General features: G+C 71.5%; 22 protein-coding genes and 1 pseudogene. 13 read left to right on the top strand and 10 right to left on the bottom strand.

From position 1 onward, the window contains the following. Positions 1-15 precede the first annotated feature (15 nt). The 5 genes from ACIQ8J_RS12840 to ACIQ8J_RS12820 all read right to left on the bottom strand — a co-directional run bounded on the left by ACIQ8J_RS12840 (position 16) and on the right by ACIQ8J_RS12820 (position 3,852). Positions 16-495, bottom strand: a complete 480-nt coding sequence (locus tag ACIQ8J_RS12840) for a DUF3574 domain-containing protein (protein ID WP_403270012.1) — start codon at positions 493-495, stop codon at positions 16-18. A 37-nt stretch (positions 496-532) separates the two neighbouring features. Beyond that, positions 533-1,492, bottom strand: a complete 960-nt coding sequence (locus tag ACIQ8J_RS12835) for a DNA-binding protein (protein ID WP_403270014.1) — start codon at positions 1,490-1,492, stop codon at positions 533-535. Further along, positions 1,489-2,703, bottom strand: coding sequence for an MAB_1171c family putative transporter (locus ACIQ8J_RS12830; RefSeq protein ID WP_403270017.1), 1,215 nt, complete (start codon positions 2,701-2,703; stop codon positions 1,489-1,491). The genes ACIQ8J_RS12835 and ACIQ8J_RS12830 overlap by 4 nt, the downstream gene beginning before the upstream one ends. Continuing rightward, complete coding sequence (locus tag ACIQ8J_RS12825; RefSeq protein ID WP_403270020.1) at positions 2,700-3,275, bottom strand: hypothetical protein; 576 nt, start codon at positions 3,273-3,275, stop codon at positions 2,700-2,702. Before ACIQ8J_RS12825 ends, ACIQ8J_RS12830 begins: the two co-directional genes overlap by 4 nt. A 154-nt stretch (positions 3,276-3,429) precedes the next feature. Further along, positions 3,430-3,852, bottom strand: coding sequence for a YjbQ family protein (locus ACIQ8J_RS12820; protein WP_403270023.1), 423 nt, complete (start codon positions 3,850-3,852; stop codon positions 3,430-3,432). Between the two features lie 433 nt (positions 3,853-4,285). Here ACIQ8J_RS12820 and ACIQ8J_RS12815 point away from each other — a divergent pair, with 433 nt between their 5' ends. The 5 genes from ACIQ8J_RS12815 to ACIQ8J_RS12795 are packed head-to-tail and all read left to right on the top strand — an operon-like array spanning position 4,286 to position 9,353. After that, the gene (locus ACIQ8J_RS12815; protein ID WP_403270026.1) at positions 4,286-5,221 is read left to right on the top strand and encodes an ABC transporter permease; all 936 of its coding nucleotides are present in this window, start codon (positions 4,286-4,288) and stop codon (positions 5,219-5,221) included. Then, positions 5,194-5,952, top strand: a complete 759-nt coding sequence (locus ACIQ8J_RS12810; protein WP_403270029.1) for an ABC transporter ATP-binding protein — start codon at positions 5,194-5,196, stop codon at positions 5,950-5,952. The genes ACIQ8J_RS12815 and ACIQ8J_RS12810 overlap by 28 nt, the downstream gene beginning before the upstream one ends. Positions 5,953-5,976: 24 nt before the next feature. Then, positions 5,977-7,008: an ABC transporter substrate-binding protein gene (locus ACIQ8J_RS12805; protein WP_403270032.1), complete on the top strand. Its 1,032-nt coding sequence runs from the start codon at positions 5,977-5,979 to the stop codon at positions 7,006-7,008. Next, a complete protein-coding gene (locus ACIQ8J_RS12800) occupies positions 7,008-8,216 on the top strand; it encodes an LLM class flavin-dependent oxidoreductase (RefSeq protein ID WP_403270035.1) in 1,209 nt (402 codons plus the stop codon). The genes ACIQ8J_RS12805 and ACIQ8J_RS12800 overlap by 1 nt, the downstream gene beginning before the upstream one ends. Positions 8,217-8,270: 54 nt before the next feature. Next, the gene (locus ACIQ8J_RS12795; RefSeq protein WP_403270496.1) at positions 8,271-9,353 is read left to right on the top strand and encodes an NAD(P)-binding domain-containing protein; all 1,083 of its coding nucleotides are present in this window, start codon (positions 8,271-8,273) and stop codon (positions 9,351-9,353) included. A 92-nt stretch (positions 9,354-9,445) separates the two neighbouring features. On the opposite strand, the gene mltG is transcribed toward ACIQ8J_RS12795, so the two are convergent. Continuing rightward, positions 9,446-10,276, bottom strand: a complete 831-nt coding sequence (mltG, locus tag ACIQ8J_RS12790) for an endolytic transglycosylase MltG (RefSeq protein ID WP_403270038.1) — start codon at positions 10,274-10,276, stop codon at positions 9,446-9,448. A gap of 407 nt (positions 10,277-10,683) precedes the next feature. Next, positions 10,684-12,504, bottom strand: a complete 1,821-nt coding sequence (locus ACIQ8J_RS12785) for an ABC transporter ATP-binding protein (protein ID WP_403270041.1) — start codon at positions 12,502-12,504, stop codon at positions 10,684-10,686. A gap of 118 nt (positions 12,505-12,622) precedes the next feature. Here ACIQ8J_RS12785 and ACIQ8J_RS12780 point away from each other — a divergent pair, with 118 nt between their 5' ends. From ACIQ8J_RS12780 to ACIQ8J_RS12770, 3 genes and pseudogenes are all read left to right on the top strand, one after another. Further along, positions 12,623-13,081 carry a MarR family winged helix-turn-helix transcriptional regulator gene (locus ACIQ8J_RS12780; protein ID WP_403270044.1) on the top strand — a complete coding sequence of 153 codons (459 nt, stop codon included), beginning with the start codon at positions 12,623-12,625 and terminating at the stop codon, positions 13,079-13,081. Then, positions 13,048-13,649: pseudogene (locus tag ACIQ8J_RS12775) on the top strand (hypothetical protein); the annotation flags it as partial. The gene ACIQ8J_RS12780 and the pseudogene ACIQ8J_RS12775, both read left to right, overlap by 34 nt. A gap of 150 nt (positions 13,650-13,799) precedes the next feature. Next, positions 13,800-15,221 (top strand): Gfo/Idh/MocA family protein, encoded by a 1,422-nt coding sequence (locus tag ACIQ8J_RS12770; protein WP_403270046.1) that lies wholly within the window; start codon positions 13,800-13,802, stop codon positions 15,219-15,221. A 136-nt stretch (positions 15,222-15,357) separates the two neighbouring features. On the opposite strand, the gene ACIQ8J_RS12765 is transcribed toward ACIQ8J_RS12770, so the two are convergent. Next, positions 15,358-16,965: a peptide-N4-asparagine amidase gene (locus tag ACIQ8J_RS12765; protein ID WP_403270048.1), complete on the bottom strand. Its 1,608-nt coding sequence runs from the start codon at positions 16,963-16,965 to the stop codon at positions 15,358-15,360. Between the two features lie 160 nt (positions 16,966-17,125). Between ACIQ8J_RS12765 and ACIQ8J_RS12760 the strand changes: the two genes are divergently transcribed. Both ACIQ8J_RS12760 and ACIQ8J_RS12755 read left to right on the top strand, forming a co-directional pair. Continuing rightward, complete coding sequence (locus ACIQ8J_RS12760; RefSeq protein WP_403270051.1) at positions 17,126-18,940, top strand: ABC transporter transmembrane domain-containing protein; 1,815 nt, start codon at positions 17,126-17,128, stop codon at positions 18,938-18,940. Next, positions 18,937-20,718, top strand: a complete 1,782-nt coding sequence (locus ACIQ8J_RS12755) for an ABC transporter ATP-binding protein (protein WP_403270054.1) — start codon at positions 18,937-18,939, stop codon at positions 20,716-20,718. The genes ACIQ8J_RS12760 and ACIQ8J_RS12755 overlap by 4 nt, the downstream gene beginning before the upstream one ends. A 167-nt stretch (positions 20,719-20,885) precedes the next feature. On the opposite strand, the gene ACIQ8J_RS12750 is transcribed toward ACIQ8J_RS12755, so the two are convergent. Further along, a complete protein-coding gene (locus tag ACIQ8J_RS12750) occupies positions 20,886-21,677 on the bottom strand; it encodes a metal-dependent hydrolase (RefSeq protein WP_403270057.1) in 792 nt (263 codons plus the stop codon). Between the two features lie 85 nt (positions 21,678-21,762). On the opposite strand from ACIQ8J_RS12750, the gene ACIQ8J_RS12745 reads away from it, so the two are divergent. The 3 genes from ACIQ8J_RS12745 to ACIQ8J_RS12735 are packed head-to-tail and all read left to right on the top strand — an operon-like array spanning position 21,763 to position 25,763. Next, positions 21,763-24,336 carry a DEAD/DEAH box helicase gene (locus ACIQ8J_RS12745; RefSeq protein WP_403270060.1) on the top strand — a complete coding sequence of 858 codons (2,574 nt, stop codon included), beginning with the start codon at positions 21,763-21,765 and terminating at the stop codon, positions 24,334-24,336. A gap of 22 nt (positions 24,337-24,358) precedes the next feature. Beyond that, positions 24,359-25,243, top strand: coding sequence for an acyl-CoA thioesterase (locus tag ACIQ8J_RS12740; RefSeq protein WP_403270063.1), 885 nt, complete (start codon positions 24,359-24,361; stop codon positions 25,241-25,243). Between the two features lie 31 nt (positions 25,244-25,274). Further along, complete coding sequence (locus ACIQ8J_RS12735) at positions 25,275-25,763, top strand: glutathione peroxidase (RefSeq protein WP_403270065.1); 489 nt, start codon at positions 25,275-25,277, stop codon at positions 25,761-25,763. 67 nt (positions 25,764-25,830) lie between these two features. On the opposite strand, the gene ACIQ8J_RS12730 is transcribed toward ACIQ8J_RS12735, so the two are convergent. Continuing rightward, a complete protein-coding gene (locus ACIQ8J_RS12730; RefSeq protein WP_403270068.1) occupies positions 25,831-26,052 on the bottom strand; it encodes a hypothetical protein in 222 nt (73 codons plus the stop codon). Positions 26,053-26,079 lie beyond the last annotated feature (27 nt).

Raw genomic sequence — 26,079 nt, 5'->3', positions numbered from 1 at the left:
GGAAGACCGCGGGGGTCAGAATTCGGCCTGGGCCCGGACATCGGCCCGGCCGACGGATTCCAGACCGTACATCGTGCAGTACAGGTGGCGGATGTACTCGATGTCGGGGTCGTGCGTGCGGGCCTCCTTGGCGGGATAGAGCACCGTCAGTTCGTAGGAGATCTCGCGGTTGATGCTCCCCTGCTTGTCGCGCCACTGGCCGCGGCCCTGCTGGATGGTGAGCCCGGACGGGAAGCGGGGAGTGACCACGTCGGCGATGAACTTCATGAACTCGACGTCGGTGATGGGCGGTTTGCCGCCGTGGCGGCCGGTGCCGAAGTAGAGGTGGGTGGCCAGATAGGGGCTGCCGTGGCCGGTGGCGGTGTCCGGTGCCGCCGCCGACGGGGCTGCTGACGTGCCGTAGGCGACGTCCGTCACCGGCCCTCCGGTGGCGAAGAGGAGCACGACCGCCACGAGGGCGGCGGCCGCGGGCGTCGACACGCGTATGTGGAGCATGTTGTCCCTGTCTGTTGACTTCCGGTGGGGGTGGTTCCTAGCGGGAGGGGCGGTCCGGGCCACTGGGGTGCGTGGTCAGGGACTCCCGCAGGAAGGCTGCCGCGTCCCGCAGGTTCGCCGGTGCGTCGGCACGGCCGAGCAACTGGGCGGCGGTCCTGGCGAGGGTCTCGGTGGTCCGTACGGAGCCGATGCCCCCGGCGCGCGGGACGAGGCCGGCGATGAGGTCCTCCGCCTCGCTCCAGGCCCCGGCCCCGGTGAGGGCCGCCAGGAGTTCCGCGGTGAACAGGTGCCGGTAGGAGGGGCCGGGGGCGGTCGCGGCCTCGTACAGGAGGGGAATGGCCCGGTCCCAGTCGCGCAGTCTGGCCAGCACCCACCCTTGGTGGCCGGTCAGTTCGGCCTGGTCGATCCACCAGGACCAGGGCGGGTCGTGGCGCGAGGCGCCGTCCAGGAACCGGCTCCGGGCCCGGTCGACGAGCTCCGCGGCCTCGCGGCGGCCGCCCAGCAGTGCGGTGGCGTGCGCACGGCGGACCAGCACGAGGCTGCCGACCAGCGTGGGCAGCGGGCGGGGCCCGGCCACCCGGGCGGCGGTGTCCAGGGCGGCCCTGGGGTGGCCGGTGTGGGTGAGCAGCATGCTGTGGTTCAGCAGCACCAGGCGGGTGATGCCGCGGTCGCCGCAGAGTTCCGCGAGGGCGAGCGCCCGGGTGTTCATGCGGTCGGCCGCCTGATGCCGGCCCGCGTCGAAGAGGATCCAGCCGATCACTTCGCAGAGTTCGGCGAGGGCCGCGAGCAGGTCGCTGTCCGCGCCGGGCGGACCGGCCGGGCCGGCCAGCAGTTCGGGGATGCGCCGCAGCGTGTCGTAGGCGGCGGGCACCGCGGCCCGCGCACCGTGCACGGCGTCGAGGTTCACGAGGCGGTCAACTGCCCCCAGCGCCAGGGGAGTCAGCGGGCCGCGGTCGCCGCCGCACAGCGCGGTGTGCGGCCCGGTCGCCTTCGTCATGAGGGGATGCGGTCGGCCGCGTGCACCGCCCGGCCCTGGGTGAGCGCGGTGAAGGAGGACGCGACCCGGGTCAGCCACTCCACCTCGTCGCGGAAGTCCTCGTACGGCGGCCGCTCGGGAATGTCGGACGCGTCGGCCTGTTCGGCCCGCTCCTCGGCCGGACGGTCGAGGACGGCCCGCACCTGGAGCGCCTCGCCCAGCGGCGAGGTGGGGTCCTCGGGGAGGTCGAGGGAGCGGGCCACCCGGGAGAAGTCTGCGAGGGAGAGCGAGGTGCGGAGCATGAGCTGTCCGTCGCGTATCTCGATGACCCTTCGGTAGAGGCTGTAGTGCGGATCGCGCGGCGGGACGAGGTCGCGTGCCCAGGACCTGGGCGGGTCGAGCGCGATGTCCGGCGACGCCTGGTACAGCGCCCACCACAGGGGGCGCAGTCGGCGGTAGGAGCGGTAGCTGCGCAGCCAGCCCAGGGCGCGGGTGATGTGGATTCCCCAGGACGGGATGGTCCAGCCGGTGATCTGCAGGAGCGCTCCGATGCTGCCGCACGACCACTGGATCGGGTCGAGGGCCGAGCCGTCGAAGTGCAGCCGGGTGCCGGCGATCTGGATGCTGCGGGTGACGCAGTAGACCATGATCAGGCTCGCGCCGACGGTCACGGTGCGCATTCCGACCTTGAGCCACTGCCGGTTGGCCATCTTGGTGAAGCGCAGCGACAGCCGGACGGTCTCGAACTGCCCCACCCCGCAGATCACCAGGTAGAAGGACATGTACAGCGCGTACCGGCCGTCCTGAATGCTGAGCAGGATGGTCGAGGTGGCCGTCTTCGAGCTCGCGACCGGGCTGACGGCGATGGATGCCACCACCAGGACGCAGAGCGCGGCGCCGAAGAACATCACCCGGCGCCCGGCTCTGCGGCGGGCCTCTTCGGGCGGGGACGACCAGTAGACGAGGACGACCTGCTGGGCGGCGGTGAGCACCACGACGGCGACCTGGACGATCAGCGAGGTGATGTTGGGCCGGCCGAACAGGTCGGAGATGTGCACCCGGAGCACGTCCAGGTCGACCAGGAAGCTGATCCCGGAGCAGAGGAAGTAGACGCACAGCGCCCACAGGGCGACGTCGTGCTTTCTGCGCAGCAGATCGGGGAGCCGGTAGCCGAAGGCGGCGAGACCGCCGAGCGCGCAGGTCCAGGAGAGGATTCCGTTGACGGTATTCATGCCTGGTCCGGGTTGCCGACGCCGTTCTCGATGCGAGCGACGATTTCCGCGGCCTCTTCCGGGACTCCCCAGGCGGGTTCCAGCCAGCGCTTGGTGGCACGGGCCAGGATCAGCGAGGCCATCGTCTCGGCCTCCTGCTCCTCGTCGTCGCTGTAGCGGGAACGCATCAACATGCTCTGCACGACGGCCGGTTCGACCTCGGTGAACAACTGACTCGTATCACTGCGGTCGAATTCCACGGAACCGCGGTGCGCGAAGGCGATATGAGCCAGTTCATGGGCAATGATGTGTTCCTTGTGCGACGGCGAGGCCGCCTTCTCGTAAGCGATGATGTCGAAGTCATCGAGTTTCAGCCACAGCCCGAAGAGATGGCGTTCCGGGAAAGGCATCGGAATCAGATGGATCGGGCGCTGGTTCTGGGTGCTGAGATAGCGGTGGAGTTCGTCGATGCCGCAGCCGTGCTCCATGCCCCAGTCCGCGAGCAGCGCCTCACAGGTCTGGCGGACCTTTTTGAGACGGCGCCTGAGCCGACGGTCCTCCGGCGACGGTAACGCAGAGCCAGACACCTTCATCCTTAGCCTTCCACGCCTTCCACGCTGGAGAAGCAGGCCGTTGCGAAGCCGATTCAACTGTCCCCGGGATTCGGGCTCCCGGCCCCCGGGCGGACAACGCGGCCATAATGCCACACCCTCAACTCGCCGACGATTGAAGCGAGTTTCTCCCGGATCAGCCGAGGAAACTCAGCCGGACCTGCCGATTCGGATTGTCCCTGTTCGTGTCCACCAGGCATACGGACTGCCAGGTCCCCAGCGCCAGTTGGCCCCCGATGACGGGCAGCGTCGCGTGGGGCGGGACGATCGCGGGCAGGACGTGGTCCCGCCCGTGTCCCGGGCTGCCGTGCCGGTGCTGCCAGCGGTCGTCGGCGGGGAGCAGCGTGTGCAGGGCGGCAAGGAGGTCGTCGTCGCTGCCCGCGCCCGTCTCCAGGACGGCGATGCCGGCCGTGGCGTGGGGCACGAAGACGTTGAGCAGACCGTCGCGGCCTGCGGCGCTCTGCCGCAGGAACTCCGCGCAGTCGCCGGTCAGATCGGTCACCGTCTCGGCGGAACCGGTCTCGATGTGCAGGATGCGGGTGGTGAAGGCGTCGGACATGCTGCCCATCTTCCCGCCCGTGCGCCCGGTACGCGCCCCGGCCGCGCCGGGTACCGCCCGACGGGCAAGATCGCACGTCCGAGGGTCGAGACGCCATTGACCCCGTCCGGAACGGGTCGCTACCTTCGCGCCATGTTGCGTACAGCCCTGCTCACCACGCGCGGTCACATCGACCTGCTGCGGGTGGCCTCCGCCGCGTGTTGCCGCGGCTGCTGACGCCCTTTCAGCACCTTTCCACGCTTCCCCCTCGTTCCTGAGCCACGCCGCCGCGCACTGACGCGCAGGGCCGGCCGGTCGTGCCCGCTCCCCCGCTCCGCGCAGGCGCGCTCCCGTGCGTACCTGCGCCCTGAGGGGGCTACCGCCGCTGCCTAGGGCCGCCTCTGCTGAACCCCTCCCCTTTATCACCCGACTCTCGCCCGACCATGGAGTCCCCATGACCGTCGACCATGCTCCGCCGGATATATCCGCAGAATCCGGCCAGTCCACCGCGGCCGCACCCGCCAGCCCCGGCCCCGGCCCCGAACCGGCGAATCACAAACCCGTTGATCTCGAACCGGTCGAACTCGAACCGGTCGTCCCGCTCGCCTCCCGGCGCGGCCGGCTGCGCTCGGTGCCGCGCTGGCTGCGGCGTACCGTCGGGCCGCTCACCCTGCTCCTGCTGTGGCAAGTCCTCAGCTCCAGTGGGGTGTTGAGCCCCGACACGCTCGCCTCGCCCGGCACCGTCGCGCACGCCGGGGCCGGTCTCATCAAGGACGGCACGCTGCCCTCGGCGATGGGCATCTCGCTCCAGCGGGTGGCCGTGGGCCTGCTCGTCGGCGGCGCGGCCGGGATCGCGCTGGCCCTGGTCTCCGGGCTCTCGCGGCTCGGCGAGGACCTGGTCGACGCCACCGTGCAGATGCTGCGCACCGTGCCCTGGGTCGGTCTGATCCCGCTGTTCATCATCTGGCTGGGCATCGGCGAGGCACCGAAGGTGGCCCTCATCGCGCTCGGTGTCGCCTTCCACCTGTATCTGAACGTGTACGCCGGGATCCGGGGCGTCGACGAGCAACTCGTGGAGGCCGGACAGGCGTTGGGGCTGGGCCGCTGGGGTCTGGTGCGCCATGTCGTGCTGCCGGGCGCGCTGCCCGGCGCCATGACCGGGCTGCGCTACTCGCTCGCCACCGCCTGGCTGGCCCTGGTGTTCGGCGAGTCGATCAACGCGGACGCCGGCATCGGCTTCCTGATGAACCAGGCCCGCGAGTTCTTCCGCACCGACGTGATCGTCGTCTGCCTGGTCGTGTACGCCGCCCTCGGCCTGCTCGCCGATGCCGTCGTCCGCACTCTCGAAAGGCTGCTGCTGCAATGGCGACCGACCTTCAAGGGCCAGTGAGCACCACCACGGCCACCGCCGACGCCGTACGTGTCGAGGGGCTCACCCGCGCCTTCGACGGGCGGCCCGTCATCGACCGGCTCGATCTGACCCTGCGGGCGGGCGAGTTCACGGCGCTGCTCGGGCGCAGCGGCTGCGGCAAGTCGACGCTGCTGCGGGTGCTCGCCGGGCTGGACCGGGAGATCGAGGGCACGGTGCTCGTACCCAAGCGGCGGGCCGTCGCCTTCCAGGCACCCCGGCTGATGCCGTGGAAGCGGGTATGGCGCAACGTACTCCTCGGGCTGCCCGGCAAGCCCCAACGTACGGTCGCCGAGGGCGCGTTGGAGGAAGTGGGGCTCGGGCACCGGTCCGGGGCCTGGCCCAAGACGCTGTCCGGCGGCGAGGCCCAGCGCGCCTCGCTCGCCCGTGCACTGGTGCGCGAGCCCGATCTGCTGCTGCTCGACGAACCGTTCGGCGCGCTGGACGCGCTGACCAGGATCAAGGCACAGCAGCTGGTCGCCGAGCTGTGGCAGCGGCGCGGCTGCGCGGTGCTGCTCGTCACGCACGACGTGGACGAGGCGCTGCTGCTCGCCGACCGGGTGCTGGTCATGCGGGACGGCGCCATCGCGTACGACACGGCCATCGCCCTCGACCGGCCCCGCACGCCCGCCGCGCCCGGGTTCGCGGCGCTGCGCTCCCGGCTCCTCGGCGAGCTGGGCGTGGACCAGCCCGCCACCGCCTCCCCCGTCTGACCCCTGCGAAGAAAGCACGTACTCATGCGACGCCACACCCTGCCGGTTCTGCTCCTGCCGCTCGCTCTGCTGCTGTCCGCCTGCGGCGGCACCTCCGCGGCGGACACCAAGACCAACTCCGCCGGAGGTTCCGGCGAGGTCACGCTCAACGTCGGTGACCAGAAGGGCGGTTCCGAGGCCGTGCTGCGGGCGGCCGGTGAACTCGACCACCTCGACTACAAGATCAAGTGGTCCACCTTCACCTCCGGGCCGCCCCTGCTGGAAGCGGTCAACGCCAAGGCCGTCGACATCGGCGGGGTCGGCAACACACCGCCGGTGTTCGCGGCGGGCGCCCATTCGAAGATCAAGGTGGTGGCGGCCAGCCACGGCTCGTCGGCGGGCGAGGCGATCCTCGTCCCGGCGGGCTCCCCGCTCAAGCAGCCGCAGGACCTCAAGGGCAAGTCGATCGCCGTCGCCCAAGGCAGCTCCGCGCACTACCAGTTGGTGGCCTCGCTGAAGAAGGCCGGGCTGAGCCTCGGCGACGTCAAGCTCAACTACCTCCAGCCGGCCGACGCGCTGGCCGCGTTCAGCCGCGGCAAGGTCGACGCCTGGGCGGTGTGGGACCCGTACACCTCGCAGGTCCTGCGCTCGGCGAAGGCGCGCGTCCTGACCACCGGCGAGGGGGTCACCAACGGCCTGGGGTTCCAGGTGGCCGCGCCGAGTGCCCTGGCCGACCGGGCGAAGGCGAAGGCCATCGGGGACTACCTCCAGCGGCTGAACCGCGCCCAGGACTGGGTCTTCAAACACCCGGAGGCCTGGGCCAAGGTCTGGTCGCAGGAGACCGGGCTGCCGTACGACGTGGCGCTCGACTCGGTGCGGCGCAGCAACGGCACGCGCGTCGCGGTCGCCGTGGACGGGGCCGCGATCGCCTCGGAGCAGCAGGTCGCCGACACCTTCGCTGATCTGTCGCTGATCCCGGGCCGCTTCTCCTTCAAGGAGTACGTCGACACCCGCTTCAACGGCTCGCTCCCCGCCTCCACCACCGCACCCCGCTCCTACGGAAAGGCGTCCTCCTGATGACCGTCCATCTGCACTGGTTCCTGCCCACCGGCGGTGACGGCCGCACGCTGGTCGACCGGCACGCCTACACCGACGGCGGCGTCAAGCGCTCGCGGATCGCCCCGGTGAGCGGGGTGCGCGCGCCCGACATCGAGTATCTGGCCCAAATCGCCAAGGCGGCCGAGCAGTTGGGCTTCGAGGCGGTCCTGACGCCCACGGGTACCTGGTGCGAGGACGCCTGGCTGACGACGGCCGCGCTCGCCCAGCACACCGAGCGCCTGAAGTTCCTGGTCGCCTTCCGCCCCGGGGTCATCTCCCCCGTCCTCGCCGCGCAGATGGCGGCCACGTACCAGCGCATCACGCGCGGCCGGCTGCTGCTGAACGTGGTGACGGGCGGCGACTCCACGGAGCAGCGGCGCTTCGGCGACCACCTGGACCACGACCGGCGCTATGCGCGGACCTCGGAGTTCCTGTCGGTCGTACGCGGTGTGTGGCGGGGGCAGCCGTACGACTTCGACGGCGATCACTATCGGGTGGAGGGCGGGCTGACCGCACTGCCGCCGGACCCGCTGCCGGAGGTCTTCTTCGGCGGCTCGTCGGCGGCGGCCGGGCCGGTGGCGGCCGAGCATGCCGATGTGTATCTGACCTGGGGCGAGCCGCCCGCGCAGGTGAAGGAGAAGATCGACTGGATCCGGGGGCTGGCGGAGGAGCGCGGACGCACGGTCAGGTTCGGCATCCGGCTGCACACCATTTCGCGGGACTCCGCGCGCGAGGCGTGGGCGACGGCGGACCGGCTGCTCGGCGATCTCGACACCGAGACGGTGGCCGCCGCCCAACAGGCCCTCGGCAAGAGCGAGTCGGTGGGCCAGCAGCGGATGCTCGCCCTGCACGGCGGGACGCGGGACGGCCTGGAGATCTCGCCCAACCTGTGGGCGGGCATCGGTCTCGTACGGGGCGGCGCGGGCACGGCGCTGGTCGGCAGCCATGCGGAGGTCGCCGACCGGATCGAGGAGTACCACGGCCTCGGGATCGAGCACTTCGTGCTGTCCGGCTATCCGCATCTGGAGGAGGCGTACTGGTTCGGCGAGGGCGTGACGCCCGAGCTGGCCGCGCGCGGACTGCTGCCGAGGATTCCGGCCTCGCCGCTGCTCGGCGTGCCCGCCGCCAACGGGCGCCCGGCCTCCGCGCCGGGCGGGGCTCCGCTCCTGGTGAGCGGCGGTCGCTGAACCCGCCCGCGGCCCCGCGGGAAGATCCCCGTACCGCCCGTGGTTGGTAGAACCGTGAACGACTTCGCGGTACGAGACGTGGACGTGGTGGTCATAGGCGCCGGGCAGGCGGGTCTGTCCAGCGCCTATCACCTGCGCCGGGCGGGGCTGGTCCCGGACCGCGACTTCGTGGTGCTCGACCACGCACCGCGACCGGGCGGGGCCTGGCAGTTCCGCTGGCCGTCACTCACGTACGGCAAGGTGCACGGGATGCATGCGCTGCCGGGCATGGAACTGACCGGCGCGGCCGCCGACCGCCCCTCCTCGGAGGTCATCGGCGCGTACTTCACCGCGTACGAGGACGCCTTCGGTCTGCGGGTGCACCGGCCCGTCGACGTGCGCGCCGTGCGGGAGGGCGAGGGCGGGCGGCTGCTGGTCGAGACCTCGCAGGGCGGCTGTGCCACCCGCGCGCTGATCAATGCCACCGGCACCTGGGACCGCCCGTTCTGGCCGCGCTATCCGGGCCAGGAGACGTTCCGGGGGCGGCAGTTGCACACGGCGGACTATCCGGGGCCGGACGAGTTCGCGGGGCTGCGGGTGGTCGTGGTCGGCGGCGGGGCCTCGGGCACCCAGCATCTGATGGAGATCGCCGAGGTCGCGGCGGAGACGACGTGGGTGACGCGGCGGCCGCCGGTGTTCCGGGAAGGCCCCTTCGACCAGGAGGCCGGCCGCGAGGCCGTGGCGATGGTAGAGGAGCGGGTGCGGCTCGGGCTGCCGCCCAGGAGTGTGGTCTCGGTGACGGGGCTGCCGCTGAACGATGCCGTCCGGGCGGCGCGCGCGAAGGGCGTCCTGGACCGGCTGCCGATGTTCGACCGGATCACCCCGCAGGGGGTGGCCTGGGACGACGGCCGGTCGGTCGAGGCCGATGTCATCGTCTGGGCGACCGGTTTCCGGCCGGTCATCGACCACCTCGCCCCGCTGCGGCTGCGCGAGCCGGGCGGCGGCATCCGGCTCGACGGAACCAGGGCGGTCCGGGACGAGCGTGTCCATCTGGTCGGATACGGCCCGTCGGCGTCGACCATCGGCGCCAACCGGGCCGGGCGGGCCGCGGTGCGGGACATCAAGCGGCTCCTCGAACGCGAGCCGGCCGGGGTGTGACCGGCGGGCTCGCCCGGGGGGGGGTGACCAGCAGGGTCGGCTCGGGAGGAACGGGGTCGGCCGGAGTGGGGCCCGGAGTGGGGTGGGCGGGGTCAGCCGGTCGTTCCCGTCTTGCGCTGGTTCTCGTTGAACTCCCTTACGTTCAGCTGCTGTTCGGCGTAGCTGTCGGTGAAGCGGGTGTCGCCGGGCGCCACCGTCACGAAGTACAGCCAGTTGCCCGCTGTCGGGTCGATCGCGGCGTCCACCGCCCGCTGCCCCGGGTTGCCGATGGGGGTGGGCGGCAATCCCTTGTGCTCATAGGTGTTGTAGGGGCTGTCGGTCTTGGTGTCGCTGGTCGTGGTCGTGAGCGTCGAGCGGTTGAGTGCGTAGTTCAGCGTCGAGTCCATCTGCAACGGCATTCCGCGGGCGAGGCGGTTGTGGATGACGCGCGAGACCTTGCCCATGTCGGCCATGGAGCCGGCCTCGGCCTGCACGATCCCGGCGATGACCACCATCTGATAGACCGTCAGCCCGGCGCGCCGGGCGCCCGCCGCGATCCGGTCCTGACCGAAGCGCTTGTTGGCGGTGTCCACCATGTACTGGAGCAGGTCGCCCGGGGTCGTGTCGTCCTTTACCGGGTACGTCGCCGGGAACAGATAGCCCTCGGGGTTGCCCTTGGCGTCCGGCGGCAGCTTGAGCTCCGCCGTCGCGGCGGCCCGCTTGGTGGTTCCGGGCGGCAGATCGAGGCGCTTGTCGACGGCCGCGTACACCTGACTCGCCCGCCACCCCTCGGGGACTACGAGGGTCCTGACCGGAGCGCCGGTCTCCCGCAGCACCAGGACGAGCACCACGCCCGCCACGACCAGCAGCAGCGCGAGGAGCAGCAGGCTCAGCCGGCCGCGGCGGGTCAGCCGGGACCGCCGACGGTACGGGGACTCACTCATGGCGGCACGCTACCCCGACAAATAACATAAACCAGACATTCGACGACCTCCGACACGGGCGGGGACCAGTCGAGACGAACACACGAACACGGGATCGGTTGTTCGCCGGAACGCGTGATCGTCACGCCATTCGTTGCTCAACTCCCTTGTGGCGAAGGATGCTTGAGGGGCGCAAGCGACGGGCTGCAGACCGGGGTTGCGCAGTCCCACAGCGGCATCCCATCGATGCCCCCTGCACAAGGAGAAGGCACCACCATGAACCTCATCACCGACCTGCTCGCCGGCGTCCTCCACTTCATCGGCTGGCTCGTCTGACGATCGTCACGCCCGGCGCCGTCGCTCCCCGTCCCACGGGAGCGGCGGCGTCGCCGTGTCCGGACCCGGGGCCGTGTCGTCGGCCCTGCCGGTCATGAGGGGGCCGGGGCCAGCTCGGCGTCCCTGCGCACCAGGGCCGCGTATCTGCCGTCCTGGTCGAGCAGTTCGTCGTGGGTGCCGCGCTCGGCGATCAGCCCTTGGTCGAGGACGACGATCTGGTCCGCGTCGCGCACCGTGGAGAGGCGGTGGGCGATGGTGATGGTGGTGCGCCCCTCGGAGAGCGCGTCGATGGCCTGCTGGACCGCGTGTTCGGTACGGGTGTCGAGCGCGCTGGTCGCCTCGTCGAGGATGAGCACGGGCGGGTCGCGCAGGATCGTACGGGCGATGGCGAGCCGCTGCTTCTCGCCGCCGGAGAACCGGTAGCCGCGCTCGCCGACCAGGGTGTCGTAGCCGTCGGGCAGCGAGGCGATGTGGTGGTGGATCTGGGCGGCGCGGGCGGCCGCTTCCAGCTCCTCGTCGGTGGCTTCCGGCTTGGCGAACCGGAGGTTCTCGGCGACCGAGGCGTGGAAGAGGTACGTCTCCTGGGAGACCACGCCGACCGAGCGGGCCAGGGTGTCGAAGTCCAGGTCGCGCACGTCCACGCCGTCGAGCGTGACACGGCCGCCGGTGACGTCGTACAGCCGGGGCACCAGATAGCTGAGCGTGGACTTGCCGGAGCCGGTCGGGCCGACGACGGCGAGGCTGCCGCCGGCCGGGACGGCGAGGTCGATGCCGGACAGGGTGGGCTGCGGCTGCTTCTCGTCGTACCGGAAGTCGACCCCTTCGAAGCGGACCGCGCCGCGCGCCTTGGTCAGGCGGACCGGCTCGTCGGGTTCGGTGATGTCGACCGGCAGGTCGAGGTATTCGAAGATCCGCTGGAACAGGGCGAGCGAGGTCTGCATCTCGACGCCCGTGGACAGCAGGCTCACGGCGGGCCGGAACAGGCCCTGCTGGAGCGAGACGAAGGCGACCAGGGTGCCGATGGAGACCGAGGGGCCGCCCGCCTGGAGGGCCAGACCGGCCGCCCAGTAGATGACCGCGGGCATGGCGGCCATGACGATGCCGATGGTGGACATCCGCCAGCGCCCGGCCATGTTGGACCGCACTTCCAGGTCGACGAGACGCTCGGACTCGGCGGCGAAGGACTTGGTCAGCGAGTCGGCGCGGCCCATGGTGCGGCCGAGCAGGATGCCGCTGACCGACAGCGATTCGGTGACCTCGGCGGCCATCGCGGCCATCTGCTTCTGGCGCTGGGTGGTGATCTTCTTGCGTTCGCGGCCGACCCTGCGGCTGATCCACACGAACACCGGCAGCAGGAGCAGGGAGACGATGGTCAGGCGCCAGTCGAGCGCGAGCATCGCGACGACCGAGGCGACGACGGCCGTGAGGTTGGAGACCAGCGAGGTCGCGGTGGAGGTGACGGTCGCCTGCATGCCGCCGATGTCGTTGGCTATGCGGGACTGGACCTCGCCGGTGCGGGTCCTGGTGAAGAAGGCGAGCGGCATCCGCTGGAGCTGGGCGTAGACCGCGGTGCGCAGATCGTGCATGACCCGCTGGCCGACGGTGGTGCTGATCAGTGTCTGGAGCACGCCGAAGACGCTGGTGACGACCGCCGTGGCGATCATGCCGAGCGCCAGCAGGCTCAGCAGGCCGGTGCGGCCCCGCGGGATGGCCACGTCGAGGATCTCGCGCAGCAGGAACGGCGTGGCGACCGAGACGAGCGAGGACGCGGCGACGAGCAGCCCGACCAGGGCGAGCCTGCCCCGATAGGGGCGGAAGAGGCCGAGGATGCGGCGGACCTGGGCCGGCTCCTGGGGCTCGGTGCCGCGGGGCGGTGGGGTCCAGGTGGAGTGCGTGGAGTGTTCGGGGCGCATGGGCTCCTTCGACAGGGTGTGAGGGCCGCCCGCCGGGAGCGGGAGGACGACGATTTCGGGAGCATAGCTCACTGTTACCTATACTCACAATGTACGGGGTCCTGTTATTGTTCCCGGTATGCAGCCTCACCTTTCCCGGGCCCCCGACGCCGACGGTCTGCTGGCCGAGCAGTTGCTGCGGCTGACCCGCCGACTGCACCGGATCCAGAAGCAGTACCTGGAGCCGGTCGGTATCACGCCCGCGCAGTTCCGGCTGCTGCGCACGGTCGCCCACTGCGCGGAGCCGCCGCGCATGGCCGATCTGGCCGCTCGCCTCGAAGTCGTTCCGCGCGCGGTGACCACCCTGGTCGACGCGCTGGAGGAGAGCGGCGACGTCCGCCGGGTGCCGGATCCGGCCAGCCGCCGGGTGATCCGGATCGAGCTCACCGACGCGGGCCGCGCCACCCTGCGTTCGCTGCGCAGCGCGCGCCGGGGCGCCGCGGAGGAGATCCTGGCTCCCTTGACCGCCGACCAGCGCGAGGTGCTCGGCGGACTGCTGAACACGCTGGTGGACGGCCCCCCGGAGCGCCGCTGCTGAAGAGCCCGACGGCCCCGGGGAGGCCGTGGTCCGTGGTGCCCCATCTCACGTACGACAGCTGGGAGTTGCACCGCGAGCCGAGGATCGTGGACTCGGGGGTCTGGGCCGCCGAGGAGTTGCTGCCCCGGCTGACGGTGCTGCGCACGGCGCGGTCGGCCGTCCTCCATCCCACCTGCTCCATGCGGCACTTGGGCGACGAGGCGCAGTTGCGGGCCGCCGCCGAGGCCTGCGCCGACGAGGTGGTGGTCCCCGACGACGCGGGCTGCTGCGCCTTCGCGGGCGACCGCGGCATGCTGCACAAGGAGCTGACCACCTCGGCGACCGCCCGCGAGGCCGCCGAGGTCACCTCCCGCCCGTACGAGGCCCATCCGTCGGCCAACCGCATGTGCGAGGTGGGCGTGGACCGGGGACCTGCCGCCGCTGCCACTCCGTGATCCTGGAGCCGGAGCGGTCGACCCGCCCGTCGAGCACGTCTTGGCTCCGCCTGCGGAACCGTTCCGCCCCCGCCGTGCCCGCCGGGGGGTTTGTGCTGTCCGGGCCCCGACACGAGCGCCCGTACGCCCGATGAAACACGGCCGGGAGTCCATGGGCCGGTATCAAGTGTCCGATGGGCGCCCTTGTGCACCACCTGTCCCACCCTCCAAGGTCCTTACCGAGGTTCGGCAAAGGTCGCGCAAACGTCAGCCCATGGATTTCCGGTCGATCACCTGGAGGCTCGATGAACGACGCAGCACCGGAGCACCCCGAGGTCAGCCGCCGCTCGGTCCTGTGGACCGCGGGGGCCGCGAGCGCCGGGCTCGGGCTCGGCACGTTCGCCGCCCAGCCCGCGGCAGCCGACGAGCCGCCGGCCCCGTCCCGCGAGTCGCAGGACACGCAGGAGGCGCAGCGCCACGGCAGAACCATGATCGGGGTGCCCTTCGAGCGGCGCTCGACGGTACGGGTCGCGCTGATCGGCCTCGGCAATCGCGGCGGCAGCATGATCGACCTGTATCTGGCGGTTCCCTGCGTCCGGGTGGTGGCCCTGTGCGATCCGGTGAAGGCGAAGACCGAGCGGGCCGCCGCCAAGGTCACGGCGGCCGGTCAGCCCGCGCCGGCCGTCTACGTCCACGGCGACCACGACTACGAGCAGTTGCTCCGGCGCGGCGACATCGACTTCGTGCATGTGGCGACGCCCTGGGACTCCCACTTCGAGATCGCCAGGTCGGCGCTCCTGAACGGCGTCCACGTCGGCGTGGAGTGTCCCATCGCCCTCGAACTCGACCAGTTGTGGGAGCTGGTGAACCTGTCCGAACGGACCCGCAGGCACTGCATGCAGCTGGAGAACTGCTGCTACGGCCGCAACGAGATGCGGGTGCTGCGGATGGCACACGCGGGCAAGTTCGGGGATCTGCTGCACGGCGCGGGCGCGTACAACCACGATCTGCGCGGCCTGATGTTCGATCCGGCGTACTACGAGGGCCCGTGGCGCAGGCTCTGGCACACCCGGCTGCGGGGCGATCTGTACCCCAACCACGGCTTCGGTCCGGTCGCCAACTACATGGACCTCAACCGGGGCGACCGCGCGGTGAGCATCGTCAGCGTCGGCTCGCCATCGCTCGGCCTGTCCCGGTACCGGGCCGCCAACGTGCCTGCGGGCGACCCGAGTTGGAGGGAGACGTACATCGAGAGCGATCGCACGATCAGCCTCGTGCAGACCGCGAAGGGGCGGGTGATCCGCCTGGAGCACGATGTGTCGACGCCGCATCCGTACAGCCGGATCAACAGTCTGGGCGGCACCAAGGGGCTCTTCGAGGACTACCCGGAGCGGATCTACATCGAGCCGGACCACAAGAACGACGAGTGGGGTGACTTCGCGCGGTACGCCGAGTGGGACCACTGGCTGTGGAAGGAGCACGCCACTCCGCCGGGCGGGCACGGCGGGATGGACTACATGCTGGTGTTCCGGCTCATGCAGTGCGTGCGCCTGGGTCTGGTGCCCGACTTCGACGTGTACGACGCGGCGACCTGGACCTCGCCCGTCCCGCTGAGCAATCTGTCGATCAAGGCGAAGGGCGCGCCGCAGCAGATCCCGGACTTCACACGCGGGGAGTGGAACAAGGCCCGCCCCGGCATGGACTCCGAGCGGCCCGCCGAGGCGTGACAGCCCGGTGGAGGTCGCCCTCCCGCATCGGCCGCACCAGCGCAGAACCCATACCGGGAGCGTAGCGACGCCACCGGTGACGCGGCATCCGGATTTCGGGTGCCCCCGGCCGGGGGCACCCGTGCGGTGCGGCCCGTCAGCAGCGTCGGGTGTCCTCGGTCAAGGTTCCCTGGGCTGTCTTCAGGCTGCGGTCCCAGCAGCTGTCCGAGGTGTACAGGCGGTAGCGCTCGGCGGAGGTGCCGACCGCGTGGCGCTGGTCGCGCGGCACGTTCATGGTCCAGGAGGCGTCGCCCTGGTAGGTGTCGTCCAGGTGCGACCAGGCGGTGGGGTGCGCGCCGTGCAGGGTGAGGGCGTCCGCGCGGTCGCCGAGGGTGATGGCGGTGCGCAGCCGGTTGTCCGTGCCGATGGTCGTGGTGCCGTCCATCGTGTACGTGCGGTCGTCGCGGGCGGTCACCGCGGGGCCCCGGCCGTCCGTCGTGACGCTCTGGTCGTCGTGCCAACTCCCCTTCAGCGCATCGGTGTTCTCGCCTTCGGTCCAGCGGTGGACCGAGTCGCCGGTCACCGAGCGGGCCACCGTCGTCGTGACGCGGCCGTGCGAGGTGTTCAGGTATCCGGCCGTGGTGAGCCGGTGGCTACTCTTCGCGTCGAGCCGCAGTTCCGGTGAACCCGGCCGGTACGTGGTCGAGTTGACCGGCGCGGTCTCCTCGTGGCGGGTCAGCGCGCCGGAGACCACCTGGCTCGCCTTGTCCTGCCAGATGAGCAGGTTCGTCGGCGTCGACCAGCCCGCCTGCCCGGCGGGGACCCCGGCGACGGACACCTCGACCTGGTGCGGCCTGCCGTCGTTGAGCAGCGCGGCGTACGGCGTCAGGTCGTACTCGACCGGCTTGACGTCGAAGGCGCGGGGTGCCGGGATGACGTACCAGAGGAAGGGGTTGGACCAGCCGCCGGTCCATACGGTCGGGAACGGGGCCGCGATTCCGGCGAGTTGGCCGTCGACCTTGATCTGCACCTCGCGGTTCGGCCCGGCCGGCGCCTTGCAGGAGTACGGGGCGGGTTCGGGCACCGCGAGGTACCAGAACTCCTCGCAGCCGCCGCCGGATCCGGTGGCGTACACCTCGGCGACGATGCGTTCGGAGTTCCGCGGCGCGGTCACCTGGGCGCCGGTGAGCGGCAGCACCTTGTCGGGGACGGCGGCCGGGCGGGTGCGGCCCTCGGCGGCGTAGAAGGTGAGCGTCACCTTGACGTCGATCACGCCGGTGTACGTGTCGTCCACGACGTTGCCGATGAGCATCTCGACGGGCTGTGTGGAGCGGAAGGTGTCGCTGTAGCGCGTGACGTCCTTCTCGACGTGCCACGCTATGCCGTCCACCGAGGGCTCGGGCGTCGAGGTGCGCAGCACCTCCGTCCCGCCGACGTGGAGGTAGCCGAGGCGGTCGTACTGGCGCCCCTTGACCTTGCCGTCCAGGCGCAGCACCACCTTGCTCCAGCGGTCGCCGCAGCCCTGGGGAGGCGCGTAACCCCCCTTGTACGGCGTGAAGTCGCGGAACTGCGCCTGGGCGAGGGTGACTTGGCAGGACTTGGTGTGCGGGGTCGCCACCGGCGGCGCCGCGGTCAGCGGGTCGTGCCAGCCGGTGCCGAACTCGGTGGGCGGTGTGCCGGCGGCCGCGGCCGGACCCGCGCCGAGCACCAGTCCGGCGGCCAGGGTGAGGCCACCGAGCATGGACATGATCCTTCGTCGTCTCATGGGACAGGAGTGAAGCGCGAGCGGAGCCCGGACGCCAGACCTCGTACGCGGACCTTGGCGCGTTGTGGGTCCCGTCGCGGGAAAACCAATTGCTTTCGGCACGTCCGGAAGGCGAACCTTGCACCCCTTGAACCACTCGAACCGAGGATTTCTGGACGCCATGCAGATTCGCGATCTTCCCTACTCGGATCCAGGCGAACCGGATGTCCGTTCAGGCCCCCGGTTCCTGTACTGGCTGGGCCGAAACCAGCTCGCCGGTCAGCTCAAGTCCCTCGCCTGGGGGCTGCTCCACCAGTGCGGCATCGCCGGACTGCCGCTCACCGTCGGCCTCGCCGTGCAGGCGGCCGTCGACCGCTCGGGCACCCGGCTCGCCCTCGCGGGCGCGCTCAATGTGCTGCTCGGCGTGGCCATCGCGCTCGGCGACACCATGCTGCACCGCACCGCGGTCACCAACTGGATCACCGCGGCCGCCCGGGTGCAGCAGCTGCTCGCGCGCAAGACGGCCGAACTGGGCTCGGTGCTGACGCGCCGGGTCGCGGCGGGCGAGGTCGTGGCGGTCTCCACCGGCGACGTCGAGAAGATCGGTTGGTTCGTGGAGGCGCTCTCGCGGTTCGCCGCGGCCGCCGCCGCACTCGTGATCATCTGCGTCGGTCTGGTGCTCTACCAGCCCGCGCTCGGCATCATCGTCGCGCTCGGCGTGCCCGTACTGGCCCTCGCCGTCCTGCCGTTGCTGCCGCGCGCCACCAAGCGCGCCGACATCCAGCGCGAAAAGGCGGGCCGGGCCACGGAGTTGGCGTCCGACACGGTCGCCGGGCTGCGGGTGCTGCGCGGCATCGGCGGCGAGGAGCTGTTCCTCGGCCGCTACCGCGAGGCCTCCCAGGAGGTCCGCCGGGCCGCCGTGCGCAGCGCCCGCATGTGGTCGCTGATCTCGGCCGTCCAGGTGCTGCTGCCGGGCGTCCTGCTCATCACGGTCGTCCTGTACGGCGCGCACCTGGCGCTGGCCGGGCGGATCGCGGTGGGTGAACTGGTCACCGTGTACAGCGCGGTGACGCTGATGCTGTACCCGCTGCGGCACTTCGAGGAGATCGCGATGGCGTACTCCTTCTCCCGGCCCTCCGCGAAGCGGGCGGCCCGGGTGCTGGCGATCCAGCGGGTCACCGACCCGGCCGGGACGGACACGGGGGTGCCGTCCCGGCCGCCGACACCGCGGCTGTCGGGCGATCTGTACGACCCGGCGACCGGTCTCCTCGCACCCGAGGGCCGGCTCACGGCCGTGGTGTGCGGCGACCCGGACGCGGCCGGGCGGCTCGCGGAGCGGCTCGGCGGCCACGCCGAGGAGACCGGCGCCCTGCCGTCCGTCCTGCTCGGCGGGGTCGCGCTCGACGGGCTCGCGCTCGACGGCGCCCGGACCGCCGTCCTCGTCCAGGACAAAGATCCGGTGCTGCTGTCCGGCACGCTGCGGGAACTGCTCGCCGTGCCGTCGTCCGGGCAGGTCGAGGCCGCCGACGCGCTCGCGGCCGCCCAGTGCGGCGATGTGCTGGAGGCGCTGGCGCAGGCGTCGGTGGACGACGACGGGGATCCGATGCGGACCCGGATCACCGAGCGCGGCCGGTCGCTCTCCGGCGGGCAGCGCCAACGCCTCGCGCTGGCACGGTCGTTGGTGACCGACCCGGAGGTGCTCGTGCTCGACGAGCCGACCTCCGCGGTCGACTCGCACACCGAGGCGCGGGTCGCGGACGGCGTCAAGCGGCTGCGGGCCGGGCGGACGACGGTCGTGTTCACCTCGTCGCCGCTCCTGCTCGACCTGGCCGAGCGCGTCGTGTTCGTGCACGACGGCGAGGTCGCCTCGGTCGGGGTGCACCGCGAACTGCTGCACTCCGACGCCCGCTACCGCGCGGTCGTCACCCGCGAGAGCGACGAAGAAGCACAGTCGAAGAGGCTTGAGAGCCTGGAGAAAGTGGAGGAGTCGGCATGATAGGCGTGGCAGCACCGGAGTACGACCCGGCGGCCCCGCAGTCGGCCACCACGCTGCCGGTCGGCAGCCCGGCGACGGTGCGCTCGTACGTGCGCGGGCTGCTGCGGCGCCACCGCCGGGCGTTCGGGGTCCTGGTCGGGGTCAACGCCGTCGCGGTGGTCGCCTCGATGGTCGGCCCCTACCTCCTCGGCGGCATCGTCGAGGACCTGTCGTCGGGGGTGCGCGACCTCCAACTGGGGCGCACCGCCGCCCTGTTCGCGGTCGCGCTCGTCGTCCAGACGGTGTTCGTCCGGATGGTGCGGCTGCGCGGCGGGATGCTCGGCGAGGAGATGCTGGCGGATCTGCGCGAGGACTTCCTCGTGCGGTCGGTCGGGCTGCCGCCGGGCGTGCTCGAACGGGCCGGTACGGGTGACCTGCTGTCCCGTATCACCACGGACATCGACCGGCTCGCCAACGCGATGCGCGAGGCCGTGCCGCAGCTCGCGATCGGGGTGGTGTGGGCGGCGCTGCTGCTCGGCGCGCTGGGGGTCACGGCGCCGCCGCTGGCGCTGGCGGTGCTGATCGCGCTGCCGGTGCTCGTGGTGGGCTGCCGCTGGTACTTCCGGCGGGCGCCCTCGGCGTACCGCTCGGAGGCCGCCGGATACGCGGCGGTCGCCTCCGCGCTGACCGAGACGGTCGACGCGGGCCGCACGGTCGAGGCGCACCGCCTCGGTGCGCGCCGGGTCGCCCTGTCCGACCAGCGGGTCAAGGAGTGGACCGCGTGGGAGCGCTACACACTCTGGCTGCGGTCGGTGCTCTTCCCCGTGGTCAGCGTCACGCACATGACGATCATGCTGTCCGTGCTGATGATCGGCGGGGTCTTCGTCCTGCACGACTGGATCACGGTCGGCCAGCTCACCACGGGCGCGCTCTTCGCCCAGATGCTGGTCGAGCCGGTCGGGCTCATCCTGCGCTGGTACGACGAGCTCCAGGTGGCCCAGGTGTCGCTCGGGCGGCTGGTCGGGGTCCGGGACATCGAGCCGGACGCGGGTGACGCCGGGGTGCATCCGGACGGGCGGGACGTGGAGGCGGCCGAGGTCCGCTTCGGCTACCGCGAGGGCGTGGACGTGCTGCACGAGGTGTCGCTGTCCGTGGCCCCGGGCACCCGCCTCGCCCTGGTCGGCCCGTCCGGCGCGGGCAAGTCGACGCTCGGGCGGCTGCTCGCCGGGATCTACTCCCCGCGCGAGGGCCGCGTCACGCTGGGCGAGGCCGAGCTGTCGCGGATGCCGGCGGAGCGGGTGCGCGCGCATGTGGCGCTGGTCAACCAGGAGCACCACGTGTTCGTCGGCTCGCTGCGGGACAACCTGCTGCTCGCCCGCACGGGCGCCGACGACGCCGAGCTGTGGGCGGCGCTCGGCGCGGTCGACGCGGACGGGTGGGCGCGGGCGCTGGGCGAGGGCCTCGACACGGAGGTCGGCTCCGGAGGGCTCGCGCTCACCCCGGCGCAGGCCCAGCAGATCGCGCTGGCCCGGCTCGTCCTCGCGGACCCGCACACCCTGGTCCTGGACGAGGCGACCTCGCTCCTGGACCCGCGCGCGGCCCGCCACCTGGAACGCTCGCTGGCCCGCGTCCTGGACGGCCGCACGGTCGTGGCGATCGCCCACCGGCTGCACACGGCGCACGACGCGGACGTGATCGCGGTGGTCGAGCGCGGCCGGATCAGCGAGCTGGGCAGCCACGATGAACTGGTCGCGGCGGACGGTGCGTATGCGGCGCTGTGGCGGTCCTGGCACGGGTGACCCTGCGGGGCGGGGGGGCTTGCACCCTGGTGCTGGGCCCCCGGTCCTGTCCGCACCCTGCGCCGGGGGGACCTGGCTGCTGTTTGCTGCGGACCGTGCGTGGCTGGTCGCGCAGTTCCCCGCGCCCCTGGAAGGCGCCACCCCCGGAGGGGTTCGGGTGGGGGCGGTCAGATGACGTCCAAGGCGCCGGCCGCGCCTACCCCGCCCAGCACCATGAACGTCGGCATCAGGATCTTCAGTTCCACCCAGCTTCCGGCCCGGAAGCGCATGCCCTTCGGGGGGCCGATCGGGTGCCAGCGCCTGCGGCCCAGCGGGATCGGCCACAGGATCGGGCAGCCCGAGACCGTCAGCGCGTCGCCGATGTCGTGCACGAGGGCGCCGAGCACGATCGGCAGACCCAGCCACAGGTACTCCTCGCCGGGCCCGCTGAACAGCCAGTCCGAGCCGTTGCCCGGCTGGTCCAGGACACCGGCCAGGATCCACGCGCCGGTCGCGCCGAGCGCCCACACCAGCACGTCGCTCGACACCCGCGCGGCCCGCCACAGCAGGCCTTCCACGGCGAGGACGAGGTGCACGAAGAGGATGGCGAGAACCGCCCAGCGGCCGCCGAACATCGCCGCGGCGGAGGCGCCCGCCCCTATCAGGACGGCCCACAGCCAGGTGTGGGTCAGGGTGCGGTGACCGCCGTTGCGGCGCGGGTCGCCGGGGCCACGGGTCGCCTTGTAGACGGCGTGCGACAGCTCGTCGACGATGCCGCACAGGCCCCGGGAGACCGGTCCGAAGGCGCGCGAGATGGTCGCCGACTTGTGATCGAGGTCGGGCGCGAGGGCCGCACCCGCCGTGATCAGGGCACCCACGACGAGAACCGGCCACGGCATGGGGTGCCCGGCGGCGGCCGCTGCCGCGCCCACCCCCAGCCAGGCCGCCGCCCCCGACAGTGAGTGCGCAGGTCCCATCATGACCGTGCCCCGCCCCATTCCTCGTGCTCTGTGCCTCAGTTGACGGCCCGTCCGGCAACGGGCCGAGCAGGCAGCCTACCCGTCGGTGATCTTCGTGCCGGTGGCCGGTTCCCCCTCCCGGGCCTGGGCCAGGCAAGATGGGGGCGTGACCCTTATCGATCAGCTGCCGCCGAGTGCCGACCCCGATGCCCTTTTCGAGGCCTTCTCCACCTGGGCCGAGGACCGGGGCATCAACCTGTACCCGGCCCAGGAGGAGGCGCTGATCGAGGTGGTGTCGGGGGCGAACGTCATCCTGTCCACCCCGACCGGCTCCGGAAAGAGCCTGGTGGCGGCGGGTGCGCACTTCGCCGCGCTGGCCCGCGACGAGGTCACGTTCTACACCGCGCCCATCAAGGCGCTGGTCTCGGAGAAGTTCTTCGACCTGTGCAAGCTCTTCGGCACCGAGAACGTCGGCATGCTGACCGGCGACGCCTCCGTGAACGCGGACGCCCCCGTCATCTGCTGCACCGCCGAGGTGCTCGCCTCCATCGCGCTGCGCGACGGCAAGCACGCCGACATCGGCCAGGTCGTGATGGACGAGTTCCACTTCTACGCCGAGGCCGACCGCGGCTGGGCCTGGCAGATCCCGATCCTGGAACTCCCCCAGGCCCAGTTCGTCCTCATGTCGGCCACGCTCGGCGACGTGTCGATGTTCGAGAAGGACCTGACCCGCCGCACCGGCCGCGAGACCGCCGTCGTACGGTCGGCGACCCGGCCGGTCCCGCTGTCGTACGAGTACGTCACGACGCCCATCACCGAGACCCTGACCGAGCTGCTCGAAACCAAGCAGTCGCCCGTCTACATCGTGCACTTCACGCAGGCCCAGGCGGTCGAGCGCGCGCAGTCGCTCATGTCGATCAACATGTGCACCCGCGAGGAGAAGGACAAGATCGCCGACCTGATCGGCAACTTCCGCTTCACCACCAAGTTCGGCCAGAACCTGTCCCGTTACGTCCGCCACGGCATCGGTGTGCACCACGCGGGCATGCTGCCCAAGTATCGCCGCCTGGTCGAAAAGCTGGCCCAGGCGGGCCTGTTGAAGGTCATCTGCGGTACGGACACGCTCGGCGTCGGTGTCAACGTACCGATCCGCACGGTGCTGTTCACCGCTCTCACCAAGTACGACGGCAACCGCGTCCGCACCCTCCGGGCGCGCGAGTTCCACCAGATCGCGGGCCGGGCCGGGCGGGCCGGGTTCGACACCGCCGGGTTCGTGGTGGCGCAGGCGCCCGAGCACGTCATCGAGAACGAGAAGGCGCTCGCCAAGGCGGGCGACGACCCGAAGAAGCGCCGCAAGGTGGTCCGCAAGAAAGCGCCCGAGGGCTTCGTGGCCTGGTCGGACACCACCTTCGAGAAGCTGATCGCCGCCGAGCCGGAGCCGCTGACCTCGCGGTTCCGGGTCACCAACATCATGCTGCTGTCGGTGATCGCCCGACCGGGCAACGCCTTCGAGGCGATGCGCCACCTCCTTGAGGACAACCACGAGCCGCGCAAGGCCCAGCTGCGGCACATCCGCCGGGCCATCGCGATCTACCGCTCACTGCTCGACGGCGGTGTGGTGGAGCAGCTGGACACCCCCGACGCCGAGGGCCGCACGATCCGCCTCACCGTCGACCTCCAGCAGGATTTCGCGCTGAACCAGCCCCTGTCGACGTTCGCGCTCGCCGCCTTCGACCTGCTGGACCCGGAGTCGCCGTCGTACGCCCTCGACATGGTCTCGGTCGTCGAGTCGACGCTCGACGACCCGCGCCAGATCCTCGCCGCGATGCAGAACAAGGCGCGCGGCGAGGCGGTCGGCCAGATGAAGGCGGACGGCGTCGAGTACGAGGAGCGCATGGAGCGGCTCCAGGACATCTCGTACCCGAAGCCGCTGGAAGAGCTGCTCTGGCACGCGTACAACGTCTACAAGAAGTCGCACCCGTGGGTCGCCGACCATCCGGTCTCGCCGAAGTCCGTCATCCGCGACATGTACGAACGGGCGCTCACCTTCACGGAGTTCACCTCCTGGTACGAGCTGGCGCGCACCGAGGGCATCGTGCTTCGCTACCTGGCGAGCGCGTACAAGGCGCTCGACCACACCATCCCCGACGACCTCAAGACCGAGGACCTCGAAGACCTGATCGCCTGGCTCGGTGAGATGGTCCGCCAGGTCGACTCCAGTCTCCTGGACGAGTGGGAGCAGCTCGCCAACCCGGAGGTCCAGACCGCCGAGGAGGCGCAGGAGAAGGCCGACGAGGTCAAGCCGGTCACGGCCAACGCCCGTGCGTTCCGGGTGCTCGTGCGCAACGCGATGTTCCGGCGGGTGGAGCTGGCCGCGCTCGACAACGTGGCCGCGCTCGGCGAGCTGGACGCGGAGTCCGGCTGGGACGCGGACGCGTGGGGCGAGGCGATGGACAAGTACTGGGACGAGTACGACGACCTGGGCACCGGTCCCGACGCGCGCGGCCCGAAGCTGCTCGCCATCGAGGAGGACGCGGCGCACGGCCTGTGGCGCGTCCGCCAGACCTTCGCCGACCCGAACGGCGACCATGGCTGGGGCGTCAGCGCGGAGGTCGACCTCGCGGCCTCCGACGACGAGGGCCGCGCGGTGATCCGGGTGACGGACGTAGGCGAGCTGTAATCACGAGAGTGGAGCCGGACCCATGACGAACCCCGCCGAGAGACTCGTCGATCTGCTCGACCTCGAACAGATCGAGCTCAACATCTTCCGTGGCCGCAGCCCGCAGGAGTCCCTCCAGCGGGTCTTCGGCGGCCAGGTCGCGGGCCAGGCACTGGTCGCGGCCGGGCGCACCACGGACGGCGAGCGCCCGGTGCACTCGCTGCACGCCTACTTCCTGCGGCCGGGCCGCCCCGGTGTGCCGATCGTCTACCAGGTGGAGCGGGTCCGCGACGGGCGTTCCTTCACCACCCGGCGGGTCACCGCGGTCCAGCAGGGCCGCACGATCTTCAACCTCACCGCGTCCTTCCACCGCCCGGAGCCCGGCAGCATCGAGCACCAGCTCCCGCCGCGCCTCGACTTCCCCGAGCCGGAGTCGCTGCCCACGGTCACCGAGGAGATCCGCGAGCACCTGGGCGCGCTGCCCGAGGCGCTGGAGCGGATGGCCCGCCGCCAGCCGTTCGACATCCGGTACGTGGACCGGCTGCGCTGGACCGCTCAGGAGATCAAGGACGCGGATCCGCGCAGCGCGGTGTGGATGCGGGCGGTGGGCCCGCTGGGCGACGACCCGCTGGTCCACACCTGCGCGCTGACGTACGCGAGCGACATGACGCTCCTGGACGCGGTGCGCATCCCGGTCGAGCCGCTGTGGGGGCCGCGCGGCTTCGACATGGCCTCGCTCGACCACGCGATGTGGTTCCACCGCCCGTTCCGTGCCGACGAGTGGTTCCTCTACGACCAGGAGTCCCCGATCTCGACCGGCGGCCGGGGTCTTGCCCGGGGCCGGATCTACGACCGCGAGGGCAGGCTGCTGGTGTCGGTGGTCCAGGAAGGGCTCTTCCGGCCGCTGATCACCACGACCCGCGACTGATCAACTCACCTTTTTCCAGAAGGAGTCACCCATGAGCCTGTACGACATCCCGCTGCGCACCCTGACCGGCGAGCCGGCCTCCCTGGCCGACTACGAGGGCAAGGCGGTGCTGCTGGTGAACGTGGCGTCCAAGTGCGGCCTGACCCCGCAGTACGCGGGCCTGGAGAACCTCCAGAAGCAGTACGGCGACCGCGGTTTCACCGTGCTCGGCGTGCCCTGCAACCAGTTCGGCGGCCAGGAGCCCGGCACCGCCGAGGAGATCGGGACGTTCTGCTCGGCGACGTACGGCGTGACCTTCCCGCTCCTGGAGAAGACCGACGTGAACGGCGAGAGCCGGCACCCGCTGTACGCGGAGCTGACGCGGACGGCGGACGCCGAGGGCGCGGCCGGTGACATCCAGTGGAACTTCGAGAAGTTCCTGATCTCCCCGCGGGGCGAGGTCGCCGCCCGCATCCGCCCGCGCACGGAGCCGGAGGCCCCCGAGGTGGTGGCCCTCATCGAGGCGAACCTGCCGGCCTGACCCACTTCCGCGGTGCCCCGGGCGCTCCCCCTCCTTGGAGGGCGGGGCGCCTTCGCGCGTCCCGGGGTCAGCCCCGGCGGCCGAGCGCCTTGGCGTGCCCGTGCGCCCAGCCCGCGAGCAGCACACCGGCGGCGAGCAGCACCAGGTACGCGATGAGCACGGCCGGGAATCCGCCGGGGATCCAGCCGAGCAGTCCGTGGTTGTCGTGGTCGACGAGCAGGCGGAACGCCGCTTGCGCGCAGACGACCATCACGACCGCGCCGACGATCTGCAACACGTCGTACTTCATGGTCCCTCTCCCGTGACTCGCTCACCC

The organism is Streptomyces sp. NPDC094147, assembly GCF_044764265.1.
In the GTDB taxonomy this organism is placed as follows: Bacteria; Actinomycetota; Actinomycetes; order Streptomycetales; family Streptomycetaceae; genus Streptomyces.
The sequence above is the reverse complement of the archived record's forward strand: the minus strand, read 5'-3'. Positions and strand labels throughout refer to the sequence as shown.